The organism is Bacillus sp. FJAT-27245 (assembly GCF_001273955.1).
In the GTDB taxonomy this organism is placed as follows: domain Bacteria; phylum Bacillota; class Bacilli; order Bacillales; family Cytobacillaceae; genus Bacillus_D.
On the sequence record NZ_LIGI01000001.1, the window covers coordinates 1650941 to 1675289 of the forward strand.

The window sequence follows — 24349 nt, forward strand, 5'->3', positions numbered from 1 at the left end:
TAGTATATCTAGTGTGGGCCGCGCCTGCTTTTTGCAGGGCGGCTATTTTTTTGAAAATGTGGGGGCGTCGGCTGCAATTGTGATTGGGGGCTTATTTATGCTAAAATGCATAAGAAGTCATCGAGAAGATGTGGAGGGTTAACTTGGTGTTTTATTACGTGATTGCAGCATTTATTATTGCACTTGACCAATTTACCAAATGGCTGATTGTAAAAAACATGAACATAGGGGACAGTATTCCTGTTATCGAGAATATCCTTTATATCACCTCCCATAGGAACAAGGGAGCCGCCTGGGGAATCCTCCAGGGACAAATGTGGCTTTTTTATGTGATTACCGTTGTGGTCATCATAGGAATTGTGTATTACATCCGAAAAGCTGCTGGGGGAAACAGGCTTTTGGGTGTTTCGTTAGGGTTTATGCTTGGCGGGGCAATCGGAAACTTTATTGATAGGGTTTACCGCCAGGAAGTGGTTGATTTCATCCACACGTACATTTTCAGCTACAATTTCCCGGTATTCAACATTGCTGATTCCGCGCTGGTTATCGGGGTGAGCCTTTTGATGTTCCAGATGCTGAAAGAAGAGCGCCAAACGAAGAAGGAGAAAACATATGGAAAAAATGGTACACACCATCGCTGAGAGCGAGAAGGGTGACAGAATTGACAAAGCGGTATCAGGCCTGAATGAGGAATGGTCCCGGACCCAGGTCCAGCAATGGATTAAGGACGGCCTTGTCCTTGTAAATGGCAAGCCGGTAAAAACAAATTATAAATGCGCTGAACACGATGTTATTGAAATATCGATTCCGGAACCGGAAGAGCTTGATGCGATTCCGGAAAAAATGAATCTTGAAATTTACTATGAGGATGGGGACGTCCTGGTGGTGAACAAGCCAAAAGGGATGGTAGTCCATCCGGCTCCAGGCCATTTGACCGGGACGCTTGTTAATGGGCTAATGTATCATTGCAAGGATCTTTCCGGGATCAACGGAGTGCTGAGGCCCGGGATCGTCCACAGAATCGACAAGGATACATCAGGCCTCCTCATGGTAGCGAAAAATGATATGGCGCATGAAAGCCTCGTTAACCAGCTCGTTGAAAAATCGGTTACGAGGAAGTATAAGGCGCTTGTGCATGGGAGCATTCCCCACGATCATGGCACGATTGACGCACCTCTTGGCAGGGATCCCAAGGACCGGCAAAGCATGACGGTCGTTGATAACGGGAAACATGCCGTTACCCATTTCCAGGTCCTCGAGAGGCTGGGCGATTTTTCATTTGTCGAATGCCAGCTTGAAACAGGAAGGACCCACCAGATTAGGGTCCATATGAAATATATCGGCTACCCGCTAGCGGGAGACCCGAAATATGGCCCGAAGAAAACGCTGGAGCTTGGCGGCCAGGCCCTCCACGCCGGAATTCTTGGCTTTAAGCACCCTAGAACCGGCGAATATCTTGAGTTTGAAGCCCCGTTACCCGCATATTTCGACAAACTGCTCGATGAATTGCGCAATAATGGTTGACAGAGGAAACGGCTTCAAGTAGTATGTTTATAAGATTAATAAGCCCTTTAAAAGCAGTCCAGAGAGGCTGGGAAGGAACCGACATTCACACACCCCTATCAGGGTATGTGGCTACATGCGATTTTTCCAACCTCCCCACTAGCTGCGGGAGGTTTTTTATTGTAAAAGAAGGTAGGTAGAATGATGGGCCAGAAAGCACTAGTGTTGGATGAACAGGCAATCAGAAGGGCGCTTACGCGGATTGCCCACCAAATCATCGAAAAAAATAAGGGAATTGAAGAATGTGTGATTGTGGGGATCCGGACAAGAGGCATTTACATCGCGGAGCGCCTTGTTGAAAGGATCCGTGAAATTGAAGGCGCCTCTGTTGCATCCGGCGAACTTGATATTACCTTATATCGGGATGATTTGACTAAAGTTACCGAGGATCTGGAACCGCATGTTAAGGGATCGGATATTCCGGGCGGGGTAACAGATAAAAAGGTCATTCTTGTCGATGATGTCCTCTACACCGGCAGGACGGTGAGGGCGGGAATGGATGCGATCATGGACCTTGGGCGGCCGGCCCAAATCCAGCTGGCAGTCCTTGTGGACAGAGGCCATCGCGAATTGCCGATCAGGGCAGATTATGTCGGTAAAAATATCCCAACATCAAGTTCCGAAAGGATTGTCGTCGAGCTCGAAGAAGTGGACGGCTGCGACCAGGTAAGCATATACGAATAGATCGGACAATAATAAATAGCCCTTTTAAAAGCAGTCCTGAGAGCCTGCAAAGGGGGAAATGCGGAGCCGCGCCACGGGTGTCGCTCAAAAGCCGGAACAATAAAAGTCCGGCAAGCATTTTAACCTCCTTGCGCTTTGGATGCAGGGAGGTTTTTTATTTGCCTAATATGATTGGTGCTAGTTTTGAAGAGCTTTTAAAACAGTAAGAAATACATGTAAATCCTATTAAAATCGGAGGAGAAAAAAATGAATACCCCAACCCTGGATGTACACGAAAAACCAAGATTTGGCCAAATGATTACGCTTAGCCTTCAACACCTGTTCGCCATGTTCGGCGCGACGATCCTTGTACCTTATCTTGTCGATTTAAGCCCGGCGATCGCCCTCATTTCGAGCGGCCTTGGCACATTGGCCTTCCTGGCAATCACAAAATGGCAAGTGCCTGCATATCTCGGTTCATCCTTCGCCTTTATTACACCGATTATCGGCGCGAAGGCAATGGGTGGCCCAGGCGGGGCAATGATCGGAAGTTTCATGGCAGGCCTTGTCTACGGTATTATCGCGCTTATCATAAAGAAGGCGGGCCATCGCTGGATCATGAATCTTCTTCCTCCGATTGTAGTGGGACCTGTCATCATGGTCATTGGCCTTTCACTGGCGGGAACCGCAGTCGGGATGGCAATGAATACATTGGATAACATTGAAAATTACAGCATGCTGCATTTCTCGGCGGCTTTGGTTACCCTTATTGCCACGGTTGTCTTCTCGGTTTATGCGAGAGGGGTACTGAGCATCATTCCAATCCTTGCGGGAATTATTATCGGATACGTGTATTCACTGGCAGTAGGCCTGGTCGACTTCTCAAAGGTAGTAGATGCGGATCTTTTTGTAATGCCTGATTTCATCATTCCGTTTGTTGATTACAAAATAAAAATAACGTTGGATCTCGTCCTCTTGATGGTTCCGGTCGCGGTCGTGACGATTTCTGAGCATATCGGCCACCAGCTTGTGCTGAGTAAGGTAGTCGGCCGTGATTACATTAAACAGCCCGGCCTTCACCGCTCTATTTTAGGTGATGGGACGGCGACGATGATTTCCGCACTGATTGGCGGCCCGCCGAAAACAACTTACGGTGAAAACATCGGCGTCCTCGCGATTACAAAGGTATATAGCGTGTATGTCATCGCTGGTGCTGCGGTGGCGGCAGTCATTTTCGGTTTCAGCGGAACAATTACCGCACTAATCGGCTCAATCCCCCCAGCCGTCATGGGTGGAGTCTCAATCCTTCTTTTCGGTATCATCGCTTCTTCCGGCCTAAGGATGCTTGTTGACAACAACATTGATTTTGGCAACAACAGGAACCTCATCATCTCTTCCGTCATCCTCGTAATCGGAATCGGAGGGGCGTTCATCAAGATAACAAGCGGCTTCGAAATCCAGGGCATGGCGCTTGCGGCAATCCTTGGGGTATTGCTGAACCTGATTTTGCCTGGCAGGGAGCCTGTAAATGAAGACATGTTCGAAGTTTCAACCGACAAACAATCTGCATAAGGTACCACCTTTTAAACCGGTCCCGTGAGGCCGGTAAGGGTGCACGCCCGGCTGCCGGAAAGCCATATCTCCCGGCAGCCGGGGATTTCATGCGCCCAGGCTACCGCCGAGGGCGTTTTCTTTCGCCCTAAAGCAAAAAATCTGGGGAGGAATGGAAAAATGATTAAACATTTACTGACAATGGCCGATTTACAGCCGGAAGAAATTCACACACTGATTGATGAGGCAGAAGGCTTTTCAAAAGGGGCGGTTTGGATTCCGCAAAGGCCGGCGTTTGTTTCAAATCTCTTCTTTGAACCAAGTACCAGGACGAAGTGCAGCTTTGAAGTTGCGGAGAGGAAACTTGGCCTTGAAGTTATCCAGTTTGAGGCGAGCGCATCAAGTGCGCTGAAGGGTGAAACGCTTTATGACACGGTCCGTACACTGGAATCTATCGGCGTGGATGCGGTGGTCATCCGGCATCCGGCTGACCAATACTATGAGGAACTCTTGGAAGGCTGCAGGATTCCAATCCTGAATGCCGGCGATGGCTGCGGCCACCACCCGACCCAATCGCTTCTTGACCTGATGACAATCAAGCAGGAGTTTGGAAGATTTGAAGGCTTGAAGGTTGCGATTGTTGGAGACATCAGGCATAGCAGGGTCGCCCATTCCAATGCCATCGCGTTGAAAAAGCTCGGTGCCGAAGTCGTTTTTTCAGGTCCGCCGGAGTGGTTCGATGAGAATACGAACTATGAGGAAATCGACAGTGCGGTGAAGACGGCGGATATCGTCATGCTCCTCCGGATCCAGCATGAACGACATGAAAGGCATTCGGGAATATCGAAAGAAGAGTACCATTGCGAGTACGGGCTTACCCTTGAAAGGGAAAATCTTATGAAGCCCGGCAGCATCATCATGCATCCGGCTCCTGTTAACAGGGATGTCGAAATTGCTTCAAGCCTCGTAGAATCGCCACGTTCGAGGATTTTCAAACAGATGGAAAATGGCGTTTATGTCCGGATGGCGGTCCTGAAAAGGGCTTTGGCACAAAAAACAGGAGGTTGGTACCATGAAGCTTTTGCTGAAAAACGTGCAATTGCAAGATAAATCTACAGGATCGGAAAAAATGGATATTTTCATAGAGAACGGGACGATTGCAAAAATCAGCCACGACCTTAAAGTGGAAGCGGATAGGGTAATTGATGGGACGGGTTATGTGGCCGCGCCAGGCTTCATCGATCTCCACGTTCACCTTCGCGAGCCTGGCGGAGAAAAGAAAGAGACGATTGAAACAGGCACACTTGCTGCGGCGAAAGGCGGATTCACAACTGTCGCCGCGATGCCGAATACAAGGCCGGTGCCTGATTCCAAGGAGCAGCTTGACTGGCTTCAGGAAAGGATTGCAAAAACCGCCTCTGTCAGGGTGCTTCCATATGCTTCAATTACAATTCGTGAATTGGGCAGGGAGCTGACTGATTTCGAGGAGTTGAAGGCTTCAGGCGCTTTCGCTTTTACCGATGACGGAGTAGGCGTGCAAACGGCTGCGGTGATGCTTGAGGCGATGAAAAAAGCGGCCGCGCTAAATATGGCAATAGTCGCCCATTGCGAAGAGGATTCGCTCATCAATAAAGGGTGCGTCCATGAAGGTTCTTTTTCAAAAGAAAACGGCCTTAACGGCATTCCTTCCGTATGCGAAAGCGTCCATATCGCCAGGGATGTCCTGCTTGCGGAAGCGGCAGGTTGCCATTACCATGTTTGCCACATCAGCACGAAGGAATCTGTGAGGGTGGTGAGGGATGCGAAGCGCGCAGGAATCCGTGTCACGGCGGAAGTTACCCCCCACCACCTCCTGTTGTGCGAGGACGATATACCGGGCCTCGACACCAATTTCAAAATGAACCCGCCTCTACGCGGCAAAGTGGATCAGGAAGCATTGTTTGAGGGGCTATTGGATGGAACTATCGATTTCATTGCAACCGACCATGCACCCCATACGGCCGAAGAAAAAGCAGAGGGAATGCAGCTGGCCCCGTTTGGGATAACAGGCCTTGAAACAGCTTTTCCACTTTTGTACACGCATTTTGTTGAAAAGGGAATGCTCAGCCTCCAGCAGCTCATCGATTTTTTGACAATTAAACCTGCTGAAGCGTTCGGGCTTCCGTTTGGAAGGCTTGAAGAAGGAGTGTCGGCTGACATCGTCCTGCTGGATTTGGAAACGGAACGTGAAATCAACCCGCGCGAATTTTTATCAAAAGGAAAGAATACGCCATTCGGTGGCTGGACATGCAAAGGCTGGCCGGTATTGACGATAGCGGGCGGAAAAATCGCCTGGAAAAAGGCCGGGGTGAAAGCATGAAACGAAAACTGATTCTTGAAGATGGCACTGTTTTTACCGGAGAAGGTTTTGGGGACCTTTCAGAAACAGAAGGCGAAGTAGTTTTCAATACCGGGATGACGGGCTATCAGGAAATTCTCTCTGATCCAAGCTATTGCCGGCAGCTCGTCGTTCTTACGTATCCATTAATCGGGAATTACGGCATCAACCGCGATGATTTTGAATCGATCAATCCCGCTGTAGGAGCCCTGATTGTGAAAGAAGCCGAAAGCTTTCCTTCCAACTGGAGAAGCGAATTGACACTGGATGGCTATTTGAAAATCAAGAAGATCCCCGGATTAAAAGGAATTGACACCCGGATGCTGACAAGGGCGATCCGGAAGCATGGAACAATGAAAGGCGCCATTTGCGAAATCAATTCCGATACCGAGGAAGTGATAGGGAGACTAAAGAGCCGCCCGCTACTAACCGGCCAGGTCAATATGGTTTCAACAAAGAATCCTTATCCAAGCCCGGGACGTGGAAAGAGGGTCGTTCTCGTCGATTTCGGGATGAAGCATGGAATTCTGCGGGAATTGAACAAGCGCGGTTGCGATGTTACGGTCGTGCCTTATGACACATCCGCGGATGAAATCATGCGGCTCCGGCCTGATGGAATCATGCTATCCAATGGCCCTGGAGATCCAAAGGATGTACCTGAAGCAATCACCATGATCAGTGAAGTTTTAGGAAAGGTACCGATATTTGGCATTTGTCTCGGCCATCAGCTGTTTGCCCTCGCTTCGGGTGCGGATACCGAGAAAATGGCGTTCGGCCACCGCGGCTCAAATCATCCTGTAAGGGAGCTGGCAACAGGGAAGATAACAATTACCTCCCAAAACCACGGCTATTCCGTAAAGGCTGATTCTCTAAAGAACACCGGGCTTGAGATCACACATACCGCGGTGAATGACGGCACTGTTGAAGGGCTCCGGCATTCCAGCCTTCCTGCATTCAGTGTCCAGTACCATCCTGAAGCCTCACCAGGACCGGATGATGCAAATAGCCTCTTTGATGAATTTCTAAAGGTGATAGAAACCTATGAAAAGGAAGGACAGCAATCATGCCAAAGCGTACGGATATAGAAACCATTCTCGTAATAGGTTCGGGCCCCATCATCATCGGGCAGGCCGCTGAATTTGATTATGCCGGCACACAGGCATGCCTTGCATTGAAGGAAGAAGGGTACAAGGTCATTCTCGTAAACTCGAATCCCGCTACGATTATGACCGATGCGGAGATAGCCGACAAAGTGTATATCGAACCGCTGACAGTCGATTTTGTATCGCGGATTATCAGAAAAGAGCGCCCGGACGCGCTTGTTGCGACTCTTGGCGGGCAGACTGGCCTGAATTTGGCGGTGGAGCTTGCTAAATCGGGCGTGCTTGCGGAATGCGGAACGGAGATACTCGGTACAAAGCTGGACGCGATTGAAAAAGCCGAGGACCGTGAGCTTTTCCGGAATTTAATGAACGAGCTTGGTGAGCCCGTACCTGAAAGCGCAATTGTCCATTCGCTGCCAGAAGCCCGCGCATTTACCGAAAAAATCGGTTTTCCGGTCATTGTCCGCCCGGCCTTTACACTCGGCGGGACTGGCGGGGGGATTTGCTCGAATGGCGATGAGCTAGAGGAAATAGTTTTAAGCGGGTTGAAAAATAGTCCTGTACGGCAGTGCCTTTTGGAAAAGAGCATCGCAGGATATAAGGAAATTGAATACGAAGTGATGCGTGACGCCAACGACACGGCAATAGTCGTCTGCAATATGGAAAACATCGACCCTGTCGGCATCCATACGGGCGACTCCATCGTTGTGGCCCCGAGCCAGACACTAAGCGACAGGGAATACCAGCTTTTAAGAAACGTATCTTTGAAGATTATCCGCGCCCTTGGCATTGAAGGGGGCTGCAATGTACAGCTTGCCCTTGACCCCGAAAGCTTCAACTATTATATCATCGAAGTGAATCCGAGGGTAAGCCGGTCCTCAGCGCTCGCTTCCAAGGCAACTGGCTATCCGATTGCCAAATTAGCGGCAAAAATTGCGGTCGGCCTAACCCTTGATGAAATGGTCAACCCTGTTACGGGCAAGACGTATGCAAGCTTTGAGCCAGCCCTTGATTACATCGTGACAAAAATTCCGAGGTGGCCGTTCGATAAATTTGAAACGGGAAACCGGGAACTCGGGACCCAAATGAAGGCTACCGGTGAAGTGATGGCGATTGGAAGGACATTTGAAGAGTCGCTTTTAAAAGCAATCCGGTCACTGGAGGCGAACATCCATCATTTTGCCCTCCCAGGCGGGGAATCCATTCCTGACCAAACGATTGAAAAAAGAATCCGGAAAGCTGTGGATGAGCGGCTGTTCTACATCGCCGAAGCAATGAGGCGGGGCGTTCCAGTTGGGGTAATCCACGAATGGAGTCAAATTGACCTTTTCTTTTTAACAAAATTAAAAGGAATTCTTGACCTTGAGGTCCTTGTTAAAAACAAACCTTTCGCCCATTCTGTTGCCTTTGAGGCAAAAAGACGCGGATTTTCCGATAAAGTAATCGCCTCGCTATGGTGCTGTGCGGAATTGGATGTTTCCCAATGGAGGAAGCAGAATGGCATTTTGCCAGTTTACAAAATGGTCGATACATGTGCATCTGAATTTGAAGCAGCGACGCCGTATTTTTACGGAACATATGAAGAGGAAAATGAATCCGTGCCTAGTACGAGGAAGAGCGTTGTCGTTTTGGGATCCGGCCCGATCAGAATCGGACAGGGGATTGAATTCGACTATGCGACCGTCCATTCGGTAAAGGCGATTCAGGAAGCAGGCTATGAAGCTATCATTATTAACAGCAACCCGGAAACAGTTTCGACCGATTTCAGCATTTCCGACAAGCTGTATTTTGAACCACTCACGCTCGAGGATGTCATGCATGTCATTGACCATGAGAAGCCGATTGGGGTCGTGGTCCAATTCGGCGGCCAGACTGCGATCAACCTGGCATCCGGCCTGGCGGAAAGAGGCGTCCGGATTCTGGGCACGAGCCTTGAAGATCTTGACAGGGCGGAGGATCGCGACAAGTTCGAGCGCGCCCTTGTCGAACTCGGGATCCCTATGCCTCTTGGAAAAACCGCCTTATCCGTCGAGGAAGCCGTAACGATTGCAAATGAAATCGGCTACCCGGTACTCGTCCGCCCATCCTACGTCCTCGGGGGGAGGGCAATGGAAATTGTCCACCACGAACAGGATCTCATTCTTTATATGACAAACGCAGTGAAAGTCAATTCGGGCCATCCGGTCCTGATCGACCGCTATATCACAGGCAGGGAAATTGAAGTCGATGCAATTTCGGACGGGGCCGATGTGCTGGTTCCGGGAATAATGGAACACATTGAACGGGCCGGGGTCCATTCGGGGGACTCGATTGCCGTTTACCCACCGCAATCGCTGACCGTTGAAGAAAAGCGGCTGATCGCTGACTATACCGCCAGGCTTGCACGGGGATTGAACATCGTTGGCCTTTTGAACATCCAGTTCGTTCTTGCGGATAGCGGCATTTATGTCCTTGAAGTAAACCCGCGCTCAAGCAGGACTGTCCCATTTTTGAGCAAGATTACAAACGTGCCAATGGCGATAATCGCGACAAAGGCGGTCCTTGGCATATCCATACGCGAACAGGGCTACCCAGGTGGAATGATTCCGGAGAAAGAAGAAGTGTATGTCAAAGTGCCTGTCTTCTCTTTTGCGAAATTGAGAAGCGTCGATATTACGCTTGGGCCTGAAATGAAATCAACAGGGGAAGTAATGGGCAAAGATGTCTCGCTTGAAAAAGCCTTATATAAAGGGGTCGTGGCATCCGGAATTTCGATTCCGCAATTTGGCACCGTTCTTATGACGGTGGCGGATAAAGACAAGCAGGAAGCGGCTTCCCTCGCAAAAAGGTTTGCCGCCCAGGGCTACCGGATCATAGCGACTTCCGGGACCGCGCGGGCAATTGAAAAGGCCGGAATCCCGGTTGAGGTTGTAGGGAAAATCGGTTCCGAAGGGCCTACGCTTGTCGATATTATCCATAAGGGCGAGGTTCAATTTATCATCAACACATTAACAAAGGGCAGGCAGCCTGAGCGGGACGGCTTCAGGATTAGAAGGGAAGCTGTAGAAAATGGGATTCCCTGCCTCACATCACTTGATACAGCGGCCGCAATTCTTAGGGTCATTGAATCAATGAATTTTTCAATAGAAACAATTGGCCCGAACACAAGGGAGGCTGCGTTGATTTGATTACCAAAGAATTGTGCGCGGTTGTCCGCCATGAAGAAATAGCCGACTCAATCTTTAGGCTGACGGTTGAAGGGAATATCGCATCGGAAGCTTTGCCGGGCCAATTCGTCCATGTAAAGATAGGCGGTGCAATGGGGCCGCTTTTAAGGCGGCCAATCAGCATCTCGTCAATCGACAGGCATAACGGCGCAATGACACTCATTTATCGTGCTGGCGGGCAGGGGACAGTGTTGCTTTCTACCTTTACAGCCGGGATGGAAATAGATATTCTTGGCCCGCTGGGAAATGGGTTTAAGGTTGGTGAAACAGCGGCGGGGGAAGTTGCCTTGCTTGTTGGCGGAGGGATTGGCGTTCCGCCTCTTTATGAACTATCCCGCCAACTCGTACAGAAAGGGGTTAAAGTTGTTCATGTGCTTGGTTTCCAGACCGCGTCGGCCGTTTTTTACGAAAAGGAATTCGCTGAACTTGGGGAAACATTTATCGCAACTGTTGATGGAACCTTTGGGGAAAAGGGGTTTGTAACCGATGTTTTAAGGAAGGAACAGCTTGGCTTCAACACTCTTTATGCGTGCGGCCCGGTACCAATGCTTAAGGCTTTGGAAACAGGCTATCCGGATAAGAAAGTGTTCCTTTCACTTGAGGAACGGATGGGCTGTGGCATTGGCGCATGTTTTGCCTGCGTCTGCAGAGTGCAGGGCGATATGTCCGGCCATGCCTATAGGAAGGTTTGCAGTGATGGGCCAGTATTCCGTGCCGGGGAGGTAGTACTATGAACAGGCTTAACATTTCTTTGCCTGGATTAAACCTAAAGAATCCGGTCATGCCCGCTTCCGGCTGTTTTGGATTTGGAAGGGAGTTCAGCCGGCTCTTCGATTTAAACATTCTTGGAGCGATCATGATCAAGGCGGCTACCGGTGAACCGCGGTTCGGAAACCCTACGCCGAGAGTTGCGGAAACCCCATCCGGGATGCTGAACGCGATCGGCCTCCAAAATCCCGGATATAAGGAAATTATCGAAACGGAACTTCCCTGGCTTGAACAGTTCGATGTCCCGATCATTGCAAATGTTGCGGGCTCTACCGAAGACGAATATGTGGAGGTCGCCAGGCACATATCAAAGGCTCCGAATGTCCGCGCACTCGAATTGAATGTTTCGTGCCCGAACGTGAAGGAAGGCGGGATTGCCTTTGGGACAGACCCTGTCGTGTTGAAGGAACTCACAAAAAAGGTAAAGGGCGTTTCCGCCGTACCTGTATATGTGAAACTTTCGCCAAATGTAACGAATATTGTGGACATCGCCCTGGCAGCTGAAGACGGCGGCGCGGACGGCCTCACGATGATCAATACACTGCTCGGAATGAGGCTCGACCTAAAAACTGCCAAGCCGATCCTTGCGAACAGAACCGGTGGGCTTTCCGGGCCTGCAGTCAAACCGGTTGCCTTAAGAATGGTTTATGAAGTAAGCCAGAAGACCAACTTGCCGATCATTGGCATGGGAGGCATCCAGTCAGCGGCGGATGTTATTGAATTTTTCTACGCGGGAGCCAGTGCCATCGCGGTCGGGACGGCAAACTTCACCGATCCGTTTATCTGCCCGCAAATCACCGAAGAACTGCCTGTTTTGCTTGATAAATTGGGATATGAACATATCCTCGAATGCAGGGGAAGGAGCTGGAACAATGCAGGACAACCCGCTTATCATCGCGCTTGATTTTGGAGACCTAAATGAGGTTGAAAGATTTCTTAAGCCTTTCACTACCCATCGCTTGTTTTTGAAAGTGGGAATGGAGCTATTTTACAAGGAAGGTCCGCGGACAGTCCATACATTGAAGGAAATGGGCCATCGCGTCTTCCTTGATTTGAAGCTTCATGATATCCCGAACACCGTTATGAGCGCGATGAGGTCGCTTTCAAGCCTCGGCTGCGATTTGACAACAGTCCATGCGGCCGGGGGAAAAGCAATGATGGAAGCTGCGATGGAAGGGCTTGAGGCTGGAACGCCTGCGGGAGGAACGAGGCCAGCCTGTGTTGCCGTCACACAGCTTACCAGTATGGAAGAAGCGAGGATGCAGGCTGAACAGCTCATTCCTGTTCCCCTTGAAGAATCTGTTTTACATTATGCTTCTCTTGCCAGGTCAGCCGGTATGGATGGAGTTGTTTGCTCCGCATGGGAAGCCGGAAAGATTATGGAACGTCAAGGCAGCGGATTTTTGACGGTGACTCCCGGCATCAGGATGGGTACGGACAGCCACCAGGATCAAAAACGGGTCGCAACCCCCGAAAAGGCGCGTGAAGCCGGGATATCGGCCATAGTTGTAGGCAGGCCGATCATACGGGCAGAAAAACCTGTAGAAGCCTATGAAACATGGATGGAAGCATGGAAAGGAGCATCACGATGAACAAAACAATTGCCGCTCAACTATTGGAAATCAATGCAGTTACCTTAAGGCCGCAGGAGCCGTTTACATGGACATCCGGAATCAAGTCGCCGATTTATTGCGATAACAGGCTGACGCTTTCCTATCCGGAAGTCCGGAAGGCAATTGCGAAAGGCCTAATTTCATTGATTCATATGCATTTTCCCGAAGTAGAGGTGATTGCCGGGACCGCCACAGCTGGAATTCCCCATGCCGCATGGGTCAGCGCGGGCATGGAGCTTCCAATGTGTTATGTCAGGAGCAGCGCGAAAGGCCATGGAAAGGGAAATCAGATTGAGGGCAAGGTGGAAAAAGGACAAAAGGCCGTTATCATCGAAGACCTTATTTCGACCGGGGGCAGTGTGATAACAGCTGCGCGGGCGCTTGAGGAAGCAGGGGCCGAAGTGCTTGGAGTCGCGGCGATTTTTACTTACGGACTTGAAAAGGGGAAGCAAAAGCTTGCAGAAGCAAACTTTGCCGCATATACGATTACTGATTTTCCCGCACTCGCAAAAATCGCGGCTGATGAAGGATACATCAAAAAAGACGAATTCGGCCTGCTGATGGAATGGTACAGGAACCCGAGTGAATGGATGAATTAAAAATTTAGCCCGGCATACAAGCCGGGCTATTTGCATTGGCACCTGATTTTTTACTAGGGAGGCAGGTGGACTATTTCTTCTTAAGTCCCAGGATCGCATCTTCATCCGGGGTGACATAGACTGTCTTTTGATGATCGTAGATGACAAATCCCGGTTTCGCGCCATTTGGTTTTTTAACATGCCTGACCCGTGTATAATCAACCGGCACGGAACCGGAACTGCGGGCCTTTGAAAAATAGGCGGCCAGCATCGCGGCTTCGCGTATTGTTTCCTCGGAAGGCTCCTTGCTCCGGATGACAACGTGCGAACCCGGAATGTCTTTTGTATGGAGCCAGATTTCATCCCGCCCGGCAAGTTTACCTGTCAGGTAATCGTTTTGCTTGTTGTTTTTGCCGACGAGGATTTCTGTTCCATCCCCAGCTGTATAGCTCTCGAGCGACGGTTTCCAGTTTGCCTGTTTTTTCCCGTTCTTTTTGGCCCGTTGCCTAATATAGCCTCCTTCGGCAAGCTCCTCCCTGATTTCTTCAATATCACTTGGGGACGCCGAATCAAGCTGTTGCAGCAGGCCGTCGAAATACGCTGCTTCCGTTTCGGCTTTTTCGATTTGCCCCTTCACGGCAAGAACCGCGTTTTTGGCTTTCTGGTATTTTGAAAAATATTTTTGCGCATTTTCGGAAGGCGTTTTATGGGGGTCAAGCGGAATGACCGCCATCGCACCGCTTTCATCGTAGTAATCGAGCACCTCGATTTCTTTCATGCCTTTTCTKGCAGCATGCATATTTGCTGTCAAAAGCTCCCCGAACTTCTGAAATTCGTCTGCTTTTTCCGCATCCTTTAAGGTCTTCTTCAATTTCTCTATTTTCTTTTCATTCTTTTCTTTTTCGTTGGCGATAAACCTTTCCAGGTCGCCCGCCTTCTGCTTCACCCTGTCCCTCTCGGCCTTTCCAAAGTAATACCGGTCAAGCATGCCGCTCAAGGTTGGAAAAAACCGCGGTTCGCCTTTTAAATGATGGAGGGGGAACAGGTAAAACGCCTCCTTGTTTTGGCTGGCTGTTATCGCCGGTTCAATCCTGCCTTCGCGTAGCCGATCAATCATTGAAACGAAAGCTTTCGGTACTGTAGTCCTGTTTGCCAGGCCGCTTGAGTGTACAACCTCCTTTGCGAAAAGGGGGGACACACCGGAAAAAGCTTCGACCAGCTGCCTGTCAAGCTTGCCGCTGTTAAAATCGATCGCTTTCAGCACATCCTCCTCCGTTGCCTTGAACGGGTCCAATTTATTTTGTATTGGCGGCGCTATATAGGGCTGGCCCGGAAGAATGGCCCTGTGGGTATTCACAGCGAACGATACATGCTTGATGCTGTCCAAAATCATCCCCCTGCTTTTATCTACAAGGATGATATTGCTGTGTTTCCCCATAATCTCGATAATCAGCTGTTTGTAGCTGAAATCGCCAATTTCATTTCGCCCTTTTATTTCAAAAATGAGGATTCTGTCCGTACCGGATTGGTAAACGTCCTCAAGAATATAGCCTTCGATATGCTTTCTCAGAAGCATGCAGAACATTGGCGGCTCGCTTGGGTTTTCATGCGTTTCATTCGTCAGTTGCACCCGTGCGTAGCTTGGATGGGCGGACAGGAGAAGGCGGTGGTTTGCCCCGTTTGCCCGAATGACAAGAATAATTTCGTTTTTATATGGCTGTTGAACTTTATTAATCCGGCCGCCCGCAAGTGTTTTGGCAAGCTCACCGGCCATGGCTCTCGTAAATAATCCATCAAATGACATTGGAAATACCCTCTCATTCAAAAATTCTAACGCGCTATTTGCAAGCTTCCTGGTGCGCTCAGCGGTTGCTCCTTCTATTTTAGCATTTTTTTGGACGAGTCTGAATAAGCTTACTTGAGAGAATGGAATGCAGGTAAAAAAGAAGGCGTTCCGTGGAAAAATCAAAGGGGGAAGCGTGATGGCCGGATGAGGTTCCATGAAATGAATGCAAGCCAGGTGGAAGAGGCGCTGAATACTGACTATTCGTCTGGATTATCCTTGGATGAAGCGGATAAACGGATAAAAATCCACGGTTACAATGAGCTCGACGAAGGGGAAAAGCAATCCGCGCTGCTGCTTTTTCTTAGCCAGTTCAAGGATTTTATGGTCCTGGTCCTGCTGGCCGCTACGCTCATATCCGGGCTGCTCGGTGAGTATATCGATGCGATCGCGATTATTACAATCGTACTGATAAATGGCTTCCTTGGTTTTTTTCAAGAGAGGAAAGCCGAAAAATCACTTCAGGCATTGAAGGAATTGTCGGCGCCGCAAATCCAGGTGCTCCGTGAAGGGAAATGGCTAAAGATTCCTTCGCGGGAGGCTGTCCCGGGGGATATTATCAAATTCTCAAGTGGGGACAGAATCGGGGCGGATATCCGGATTATTGAATCAAAGAGCCTTGAAATTGAAGAATCGGCCCTTACAGGTGAATCCGTGCCAGTTTCAAAAGTTGACGGGGTTCTCTCCATACCCAGCCCCGGGCTTGGGGATATGGAAAATATCGCATTCATGGGTACGATGGTGACCAGGGGGAGCGGCTTAGGCACAATTATTGCCACCGGAATGAAAACGGCGATGGGCCAGATAGCCGATTTGCTTCAAAATGCTGAAACCGCCGAGACGCCTTTGCAAAGAAGGCTTGCACAGCTTGGAAAAATCCTCATTACAGTCGCGCTCCTGCTGACACTTCTAGTCGTCGTGATCGGCCTTTTGCAGGGACATGGCTTGTACGAGATGGTATTGGCGGGCGTCTCGCTTGCTGTCGCGGCTATCCCCGAAGGACTGCCCGCCATAGTAACCGTCGCTCTCTCTCTTGGCGTCCAGAAAATGATAAAAAGCAATGCAATCGTGAGGAAGCTTCCCGCGGTCGAAACGCTCGGTTGCGCATCAGTCATCTGTTCGGATAAAACCGGGACGATGACACAGAACAAAATGACGGTAACCCATTTGTGGAGCGGCGGGAAAAACTGGACCGTGGACGGAATCGGATATGAGCCAGAGGGCGCCTTTTATGGGGAGAACAAACAGCCCATCCAGGTCAGGAACGAAAAAGCGCTCCAGCAGCTGCTTATGTTTGGGATGCTTTGCAACCATTCGGATTTGGCGCGTAAGGAAAACGAGCTTGTCCTGGATGGGGATCCAACAGAAGGTGCCCTTCTGGTCAGCGCCATGAAAGCCGGGTATGACAGAAAAAAACTTCTAGAGGAATATAAGATTCTGAATGAGTTTCCATTCGATTCTTCACGAAAAATGATGAGTGTTGTCGTCCAGGACAGGCAGGGAAAAGTGTTTATTGTAACAAAGGGCGCGCCTGATGTCCTGATTGGGGTCTCGAGCAGCATTCTTAAAGATGGAAGAGTCCAAACGATGGCCCGCGAAACGAAGGCGGAGGCAAACGCTGCGGTTGAAGGCCTTGCTTCAAAAGCTTTAAGAACGATTGCCGTTGCTTACAAGCCCTTGCCAGCTGGGCGTGTTATCCTGAATGAGCGTGAAGCGGAAAAGGATCTGACATTCATCGGCATACAGGGAATGATCGATCCGCCGCGGCCCGAGGTAAAGGAAGCCGTCCGCGAATGCCGTGATGCGGGAATCAAGACGGTCATGATTACGGGAGACCACGTCATTACGGCTAAAGCAATCGCCAGCCAGCTCGGAATCCTTTCCGGGAAAAGCAGGATTATGGATGGGAAGGCACTTTCGGAATTGTCTGTCGAAGAACTTGAAGAGGTGGTGGAGGACGTCTCTGTTTTTGCGCGTGTTTCGCCCGAGCACAAGCTAAAGATTGTAAAGGCGTTCCAAAACCGCGGGCATGTTGTTGCGATGACAGGCGACGGTGTGAATGACGCCCCAGCGATTAAGGCTGCCGATATTGGCGTTGCCATGGGAATTACAGGGACGGATGTTGCCAAAGAGGCTTCGGCGCTCGTCCTTCTTGACGACAATTTCGCAACCATAAAATCCGCAATTAAAGAGGGACGGAATATTTATGAAAATATTCGTAAATTCATCCGCTACCTTCTTGCTTCAAATGTAGGGGAAATCCTTGTCATGCTATTCGCGATGATTCTCGCCTTGCCGCTCCCGCTCGTTCCCATCCAAATTCTTTGGGTGAATCTAGTGACTGACGGGTTGCCTGCCATGGCACTTGGGCTCGACAAGCCGGAGGAAAATGTGATGAAACGGAAGCCAAGAAGCCCGCGTGAGGGAGTTTTCGCTCGTGGCCTTGGCTGGAAAGTTGTCTCGAGGGGCTTTTTAATCGGGATTGTGACACTTCTTGCCTTTATGGCAATTTACAACAGGCATCCCGAACAGCTGGATTATGCCAGGACAGTCGCGTTCGCTACCCTTGTTCTCGCCCAACTCATCCACGTATTCGATTGCCGAAGCGAAATTTCCGTTCTTTCAAGAAATCCATTCGGCAACAAATATCTTGTTTGGGCGGTTGTATCATCGGCAGCGCTGATGGTTGCCGTCATTTACTATCCGCCGCTGCAGCCGGTATTTCATACAGTTGCGGTCAAGCCGAATGATTGGCTATTAATAACGGGTCTTTCTGCAATTCCAACTTTTTTGCTGGCCGGAACATTTTTGGCAAGAAAAACAAAATGAGGTATGATATAATCACAAAGGTAGTAGAGGCGGCTCTATTGCCTTTTCTTTATGGATTGGCAATTTGCCGGCCGGATTGTGAAAAGGATGTGCGGATGATGATTGTAAGCATGACTGGTTTTGGAAGCTGCAAAAAAGAAACCGGAACCTTTTCCATACATGTTGAAGTAAAAACGGTTAATCATCGATTTTGTGAGTTTAGTTTCCGTATGCCCCGCTACCTGTTGAACGCAGAAGACAAGTTTAAAAAAGCTCTTGGTCGGCACATTCGCAGGGGCCGTGCAGAAGTGTATATTTCCGTAGAGGGGGAAGGGCCGCAGGAAAGGGTCCTGCGTGTGGATTGGAACCTGTTGGACGGCTATTACCGTTTTGTTTCCGAGGCCGGCGCCAAATACGGGTTTGACACCATGGAAGCCTTTAAGCATGTGCTTGGGCGGGAGGAATTTTTACATATTGAGGAACGGGAAACCGGGAACGAGGAGCTTGAAGCCATTATTCTCCAAGCAATCGATGAGGCGGGAGCGATGGCGAAGTCAATGCGGCTTTCAGAAGGTGAGGCATTGAAAGAAGACTTGTCCGCCAATTTGGGACGTTTTCAGGCCCTTGCGTCCGAGTTAACCGTTTATGCTCCTTCCGTCGTTGATCAATACAGAGAAAGGCTATCCAAACGGATGGCGGAACTGCTGGATGGCGGAGCGGATGAATCACGGCTTCTCGCCGAGGTCGCCCTGTATGCCGATAAATCGGATATCAATGAAGAACTGGAGAGGCTGAAAAGCCACATTGGCCAATTCAAAGCCGCCCTCGATGAAGCAGAACCTGTAGGAAGAAAGCTTGACTTTCTTGTTCAGGAAATGAACCGGGAAGTCAATACCATTGGGTCAAAATCGAGTGATGCCCGGATTTCCGAACGAGTAGTGGGACTGAAGAGCCTGCTTGAAAAGCTGAAGGAGCAAATTCAAAACATTGAATAGGCGCCCCGTTTTAGGAAGGCAGCCGCGGGGCATAATGATAAAATTGATGACTGGAGAATGGGCATGAACATTAAATTGATCAATATTGGTTTTGGGAACATCGTATCCGCAAACCGGATCGTTTCAATTGTAAGCCCCGAGTCCGCTCCGATAAAACGGATCATACAGGACGCCCGTGACCGCGGCTCACTGATTGACGCCACGTATGGAAGAAGGACAAGGGCGGTTATCGTCATGGATAGCGACCATGTTATTTTATCGGCGGTACAGCCGGAAACGGTTGCCGGCAGGCTTTCGGACCGCGAAGATATATTGGATGAAGGGTAGGATAGGCCAAATGCAGGAAAAAGGATTGCTCATAGTGCTTTCAGGGCCATCAGGTGTGGGAAAGGGTACAGTAAGGAAAGAGATTTTTTCCCAGCCTGATACGTCTTTTGAATATTCCATTTCAATGACAACGAGGAGCCCTCGCGAAGGGGAAGTTCACGGGGTGGATTATTTCTTTAAAACAAGGGAAGAGTTTGAAGAGCTGATTTCCCAGGGGAAGCTCCTTGAATACGCCCAATACGTCGGAAATTATTACGGGACACCGGTCGATTATGTGCGGGAAACACTAGATTCGGGAAAAGACGTTTTCCTCGAAATCGAAGTGAAGGGCGCGAAACAGGTTAGGGAAAAATTCCCTGAGGGGCTATTCATTTTTCTTATGCCTCCAAGCCTTACCGAACTGAAAAACCGGATTGTGACGAGGGGGACTGAAACGGAGGACCTCATCAATAACCGGATGCTCACAGCGCGTGAAGAAATTGAAATGATGCACCTATACGACTACGTTGTCGAAAACGACCAGGTTGAGCTGGCCTGTGAACGGATCAAAGCCATCGTCACAGCGGAGCATTGCCGCCGTGAACGGGTCGAACAGCGATACATTAAATTATTGGAGGCGGAATAATTGTTATATCCATCTATTGATTCCCTGTTGAATAAAATTGATTCGAAGTACTCCCTCGTATCTGTTGCCGCGAAAAGGGCGAGATACATGCAGCAACATGGCGGCTACCGCCTTGAAAAGTATGTTTCACATAAATATGTCGGAAAAGCGCTTGAAGAAATCTATGGCGGCCAGCTGACCTATCGTGTTGGGAGCAAAGCGGAAACACCTGCTGAATCGTAAGCTACAGTGCGGGCTGGCAACACTGCCGTTAATTTGGGATGGTTTTCATACGAAGGATTTCGCTGATAGGGGCATGGCAAACGCAAAATGTCAGCCCCTTTCTTATTGTCCTTTATCGGATTCGGACATGAAGTTAAAAACCTTGCATCGATTTGACCGAACACAAGCGCCTCTATCAGGGCGCTTGTGTTTTTAGAGAAGCGTAATGAGCCATTGCCTTTCTTTCGTAGCGGACCGGATAGATGCCGGCAGAAAATGCGGCGGAAAAATGTTTATGTTAGCCGTATTCTCTCATTTTTTGATATAATAGGAGAACGAGTGTTCTTGTTGTAGGGATGATCCAATGAGGCTCTTATTGAATCTAATGTCAGGAGAGGCGGAGGAATGCCAAATGCTTGAAGGAAAGAAAATCCTGCTGTGTGTCACCGGAGGGATCGCGGTATATAAAGCTGCCGCGCTTACTAGCAAGCTTGTCCAGGCCGGGGCCGTGGTGAAAGTAATTATGAGCGAGTCAGCCACAAAATTTGTCGCACCATTGACCTTCCAGGCTTTGTCACGGAATGATGTTTATACCGATACGTTTGATGAAAAAATTCCGGGCGCCATTGCCCATATCGAGCTTGCGGATTGGCCGGACTTGGTGATTTGCGCCCCTGCTACCGCAAATACAATCGGGAAGCTCGCCGCAGGAATTGCCGATAATATGGTTACAACCACACTCCTTGCTTCCACAGCACCGGTCTGGATTGCACCGGCAATGAATGTCCATATGTATGGGCACCCAGCGGTTACTAGGAACATTGAAACACTTTATCAATTTGGATACAGGTTCATCGAGCCAGGCGAAGGCTTCCTTGCCTGCGGGTATGTCGGCAAAGGGAGACTTGAAGAGCCTGAGAGGATTGTGGAACTTGCCGCCGATTTCTTCGCAGAGGAAAAAGGGAAGTTGGCAGGCAGGACTGTCCTCGTCACAGCGGGCCCTACCCGGGAAAGAATCGACCCTGTCCGTTTCATATCAAATGACTCAAGCGGCAAAATGGGCTATGCAGTTGCTGAGGAAGCTATTCGGGAAGGGGCAAAAGTCATCCTTATTACCGGGCCGGTCGGTATCGAGCCCCCAAAAGATGCGCTTGTCGTCCGGGTTGAAAGCGCGGAGGAAATGTACGATGCAGCGCTTCGCCATTTCGAAGATGCTGATATTGTCATTAAATCAGCGGCGGTTTCTGATTACCGCCCTAAAACAGCCTATGCCTATAAAGTGAAAAAACAGCCTGGTAATGAAACAATTGAGCTCGAAAGGACGAAGGATATCCTGATGGAACTTGGAAAAAGAAAAACCCGTCAGGTACTCGTCGGTTTCGCAGCCGAAACGAACAACGTGGAAGAATACGCAAGAAGGAAGCTTGCCGCCAAAAACGCCGATATGATCGTTGCCAATGATGTAACGGAAAGCGGCGCGGGTTTTGGGACTGATACGAATATTGTTACGCTTTTCAGGCGGGACGGTTCAAGTGAAAGCCTTCCCCTCATGGCGAAGCATGAAGTAGCAAAAAGGATTTTAAAGGAAGCGTCCATCCTGGCAGAGGGGGCGGGTAAATGAATATTGCGAGCGTAATCGTTGATGTACCCGCCAAACAGACGGACAAGCCATTTGATTACAAAATACCCGAAAAATGGGCGGGGGCAATTGTGCCCGGGATGAGGGTCGTCGTCCCATTTGGACCTAGGAAGGTGCAGGGTTTTGTTATTGGCCTAAAGGACCATTCTGAATTCGAAAGCCTGAGGGAAATCCAGGAGCCGATGGATTTGGTTCCGGTTTTAAACAGCGAACTTCTTGCTCTTGGCAACTGGCTAACAGAAAAAACGCTCAGCTTTAAAATTTCCGCTTTCCAGGCAATGCTGCCAGCGGCCTTGAAAGCAAAATACAATAAGAAGGTTAAGCTCGCCCAGGGAGCTAGCATCGAGGAACTTCCGGAAAGCCTCCACCATTATTTCGAAGGCGGCAAGGCAATTGGATGGGAGGATGCCGTCAAGGGCGGGCTTGTTCCCGTCCTGCAGAAAGAAGCGGCGGCAGGAACGGTAGAAGTCATTTACGAAGTACGGAAACGCCTCGGCAAAAAACATATCAAATATATCATTCCCCTTCTTTCGCCAGGGCAGCTTAAGGAAGAACAGAAAGAATTATCTGGAAGGGCGCCGAAGCAAAAGGAATTGCTAGAGTATTTCATTCGCAATCCGGAGCCAGCTGAGGCAAGGAAATTGGCCGCTGAACTGGGGTATTCGCCTTCCGCGGCCAAGGCGCTTATCGACAGGGGAATCCTTGGCGAAAAAGAGCTTGAAGTATACCGGGATCCTTATGAGGACAGGAATTTTCCAAAAACGGCCCCGCTCGAGCTCACCCTAGGCCAAAGGGCAGCCATTACACCGGTGAAGGCCGCAATTTCGGAAGGGCGCCACGAAGTCTTCCTGCTTTATGGGGTGACAGGCAGCGGAAAAACGGAAATCTATTTGCAATCCATCCAAGATGTGATTCAAAAAGGCAAGGAAGCGATCGTCCTCGTCCCGGAAATCGCCCTGACCCCCCAGATGGTCGAGCGATTTAAAGGTCGGTTCGGAGCGGAGGTTGCCGTCCTGCACAGCGGGCTCTCAGCGGGGGAAAAATATGATGAATGGCGGAAAATCCAGCGCCGTGAGGTTAAGGTGGCGGTCGGCGCGCGGTCGGCGATTTTCGCCCCGTTTGAAAACCTTGGAATCATCATTATTGATGAAGAACACGAAACGAGTTACAAACAGGAGGAAATGCCCCGCTACCACGCAAGGGACGCGGCGATTGAAAGGGGAAAGAGGCATCATTGCCCGATTATCCTCGGAAGCGCAACGCCTTCGCTCGAATCGTTCGCCCGGGCGCAAAAAGGCGTTTATTCCCTGCTTGCGCTTCCGGATCGGATGAATAACCAGCCGATGCCAGAGGTCGAAATTGTGGACATGCGGGAAGAAATGCGTTCCGGGAACCGGTCGATGTTTTCGAGGAAGCTATTTGAGAAAATTGAAGACAGGCTTGAAAAAAAGGAACAGATTGTTTTGTTCCTCAATAAGCGCGGACACTCCTCTTTTGTCATGTGCAGGGACTGCGGCTATGTCATGGGATGCCCGCACTGCGATATTTCATTGACCTACCACCGGAAAAATGAGCAAATGAAATGCCATTACTGCGGATATGAAACCCGTGTCCCCCTGCAATGCCCGGAATGCCTAAGCGAACACATCCGCTACTTTGGGACGGGTACGCAAAAGGTTGAAGAGGAATTGGGCAAGCTTATACCCCATGCCCGCGTTGTAAGGATGGATATGGATACAACGGGAAGGAAAGGGTCACATGAAAGGTTGCTGAAGGAATTTTCGGAAGGGCGTGCCGATATCCTTCTCGGCACGCAAATGATTGCCAAAGGCCTGGATTTTCCTAATATCACCCTTGTCGGCGTCCTCTCAGCGGATACGATGCTGCATATCCCTGACTTCCGCTCGTCGGAAAAAACGTTCCAGCTTTTAACCCAGGTTAGCGGGAGGGCGGGCCGGCATGAGCTTCCCGGAGAGGTCGTCATCCAGACTTACACGCCTGACCATTACAGCATCGAGCTTGCCGGCAGCCAGAACTACGACCTTTTTTACCAAAGGGAAATGATTGCGCGAAAAGTCCATAAATATCCGCCGTTCTATTATCTCGCACTTGTAACAGTCAGCCATGGCCAGCTGATGAAGGCGGTCACGGTCACTGAGCAAATCACGGCGTTCATAAGGGCGAGGGTGTCCGAGGATGCTGTCGTGCTTGGTCCGGTGGCATCCCCGATTCCGAGGATCAATGACCGGTACCGTTATCAGTGCCTCATAAAATACAAGCGCGAGCCGTCCCTTCCGGAAAATCTGAAGCATGTCATTGACCGTTACCAGAAAGAGGAGGGGGCTGGCGGCCTGCAGGTTTCCGTCGACATCAACCCATACTTGCTGATGTGATGCGGCCACACTCCCAGCAGCCCTGGGTGCAGGGAAAAAAGGGATTATCAGGTCCTTTTATTGGTAAAAGTAATATTATGATACGTAATTGGAGGA

The 24349-nt window shown here is 49.8% G+C and carries 20 protein-coding genes; 19 read left to right on the forward strand and 1 reads right to left on the reverse strand.

Features of this window, described 5'->3' with window-relative positions:
* The first annotated feature begins 128 nt into the window (after positions 1–128).
* The 12 genes from lspA to pyrE all read left to right on the forward strand — a co-directional run bounded on the left by lspA (position 129) and on the right by pyrE (position 13443).
* Complete coding sequence (gene lspA, locus ADU24_RS07980) at positions 129–641, forward strand: signal peptidase II (RefSeq protein ID WP_269432219.1); 513 nt, start codon at positions 129–131, stop codon at positions 639–641.
* Positions 613–1524: an RluA family pseudouridine synthase gene (locus ADU24_RS07985; RefSeq protein WP_053366127.1), complete on the forward strand. Its 912-nt coding sequence runs from the start codon at positions 613–615 to the stop codon at positions 1522–1524. Before lspA ends, ADU24_RS07985 begins: the two co-directional genes overlap by 29 nt.
* 183 nt (positions 1525–1707) lie before the next feature.
* Positions 1708–2247: a bifunctional pyr operon transcriptional regulator/uracil phosphoribosyltransferase PyrR gene (pyrR, locus tag ADU24_RS07990; RefSeq protein WP_156324677.1), complete on the forward strand. Its 540-nt coding sequence runs from the start codon at positions 1708–1710 to the stop codon at positions 2245–2247.
* A 246-nt stretch (positions 2248–2493) separates the two neighbouring features.
* Entirely contained in the window at positions 2494–3798 is a 1305-nt protein-coding gene (locus ADU24_RS07995; RefSeq protein WP_053366129.1) for a solute carrier family 23 protein, read from the forward strand.
* A 162-nt stretch (positions 3799–3960) separates the two neighbouring features.
* On the forward strand, positions 3961–4887 hold the full coding sequence (locus tag ADU24_RS08000) for an aspartate carbamoyltransferase catalytic subunit (RefSeq protein ID WP_053368843.1): 927 nt from the start codon (positions 3961–3963) through the stop codon (positions 4885–4887).
* On the forward strand, positions 4850–6136 hold the full coding sequence (locus tag ADU24_RS08005; protein ID WP_053366130.1) for a dihydroorotase: 1287 nt from the start codon (positions 4850–4852) through the stop codon (positions 6134–6136). The genes ADU24_RS08000 and ADU24_RS08005 overlap by 38 nt, the downstream gene beginning before the upstream one ends.
* Complete coding sequence (locus ADU24_RS08010; protein WP_053366131.1) at positions 6133–7239, forward strand: carbamoyl phosphate synthase small subunit; 1107 nt, start codon at positions 6133–6135, stop codon at positions 7237–7239. The genes ADU24_RS08005 and ADU24_RS08010 overlap by 4 nt, the downstream gene beginning before the upstream one ends.
* Positions 7218–10424: a carbamoyl-phosphate synthase large subunit gene (carB, locus tag ADU24_RS08015; RefSeq protein WP_053366132.1), complete on the forward strand. Its 3207-nt coding sequence runs from the start codon at positions 7218–7220 to the stop codon at positions 10422–10424. Before ADU24_RS08010 ends, carB begins: the two co-directional genes overlap by 22 nt.
* Positions 10421–11197, forward strand: coding sequence for a dihydroorotate dehydrogenase electron transfer subunit (locus tag ADU24_RS08020; protein ID WP_053366133.1), 777 nt, complete (start codon positions 10421–10423; stop codon positions 11195–11197). Before carB ends, ADU24_RS08020 begins: the two co-directional genes overlap by 4 nt.
* Positions 11194–12135, forward strand: a complete 942-nt coding sequence (locus tag ADU24_RS08025) for a dihydroorotate dehydrogenase (protein WP_053366134.1) — start codon at positions 11194–11196, stop codon at positions 12133–12135. The genes ADU24_RS08020 and ADU24_RS08025 overlap by 4 nt, the downstream gene beginning before the upstream one ends.
* The gene (gene pyrF / locus ADU24_RS08030) at positions 12104–12823 is read left to right on the forward strand and encodes an orotidine-5'-phosphate decarboxylase (RefSeq protein ID WP_053366135.1); all 720 of its coding nucleotides are present in this window, start codon (positions 12104–12106) and stop codon (positions 12821–12823) included. The genes ADU24_RS08025 and pyrF overlap by 32 nt, the downstream gene beginning before the upstream one ends.
* The gene (pyrE, locus tag ADU24_RS08035) at positions 12820–13443 is read left to right on the forward strand and encodes an orotate phosphoribosyltransferase (RefSeq protein ID WP_053366136.1); all 624 of its coding nucleotides are present in this window, start codon (positions 12820–12822) and stop codon (positions 13441–13443) included. The genes pyrF and pyrE overlap by 4 nt, the downstream gene beginning before the upstream one ends.
* A 70-nt stretch (positions 13444–13513) precedes the next feature.
* Here pyrE and ADU24_RS08040 read toward each other — a convergent pair whose 3' ends face one another.
* Positions 13514–15226, reverse strand: a complete 1713-nt coding sequence (locus tag ADU24_RS08040; RefSeq protein ID WP_053366137.1) for an Rqc2 family fibronectin-binding protein — start codon at positions 15224–15226, stop codon at positions 13514–13516.
* A 186-nt stretch (positions 15227–15412) separates the two neighbouring features.
* Here ADU24_RS08040 and ADU24_RS08045 point away from each other — a divergent pair, with 186 nt between their 5' ends.
* The 7 genes from ADU24_RS08045 to priA all read left to right on the forward strand — a co-directional run bounded on the left by ADU24_RS08045 (position 15413) and on the right by priA (position 24253).
* Positions 15413–18094, forward strand: a complete 2682-nt coding sequence (locus tag ADU24_RS08045) for a cation-translocating P-type ATPase (protein ID WP_053366138.1) — start codon at positions 15413–15415, stop codon at positions 18092–18094.
* A complete protein-coding gene (locus ADU24_RS08050) occupies positions 18091–19068 on the forward strand; it encodes a YicC/YloC family endoribonuclease (protein ID WP_331457035.1) in 978 nt (325 codons plus the stop codon). Before ADU24_RS08045 ends, ADU24_RS08050 begins: the two co-directional genes overlap by 4 nt.
* A 63-nt stretch (positions 19069–19131) precedes the next feature.
* Positions 19132–19395 carry an extracellular matrix/biofilm regulator RemA gene (gene remA / locus ADU24_RS08055; RefSeq protein ID WP_053366139.1) on the forward strand — a complete coding sequence of 88 codons (264 nt, stop codon included), beginning with the start codon at positions 19132–19134 and terminating at the stop codon, positions 19393–19395.
* A gap of 10 nt (positions 19396–19405) precedes the next feature.
* A complete protein-coding gene (gene gmk / locus ADU24_RS08060; RefSeq protein WP_053366140.1) occupies positions 19406–20020 on the forward strand; it encodes a guanylate kinase in 615 nt (204 codons plus the stop codon).
* The gene (rpoZ, locus tag ADU24_RS08065) at positions 20021–20242 is read left to right on the forward strand and encodes a DNA-directed RNA polymerase subunit omega (protein ID WP_053366141.1); all 222 of its coding nucleotides are present in this window, start codon (positions 20021–20023) and stop codon (positions 20240–20242) included. It begins immediately after the preceding gene.
* Between the two features lie 391 nt (positions 20243–20633).
* Complete coding sequence (gene coaBC, locus ADU24_RS08070) at positions 20634–21842, forward strand: bifunctional phosphopantothenoylcysteine decarboxylase/phosphopantothenate--cysteine ligase CoaBC (protein WP_053366142.1); 1209 nt, start codon at positions 20634–20636, stop codon at positions 21840–21842.
* Positions 21839–24253, forward strand: a complete 2415-nt coding sequence (gene priA, locus ADU24_RS08075) for a primosomal protein N' (protein WP_053366143.1) — start codon at positions 21839–21841, stop codon at positions 24251–24253. The genes coaBC and priA overlap by 4 nt, the downstream gene beginning before the upstream one ends.
* Positions 24254–24349 lie beyond the last annotated feature (96 nt).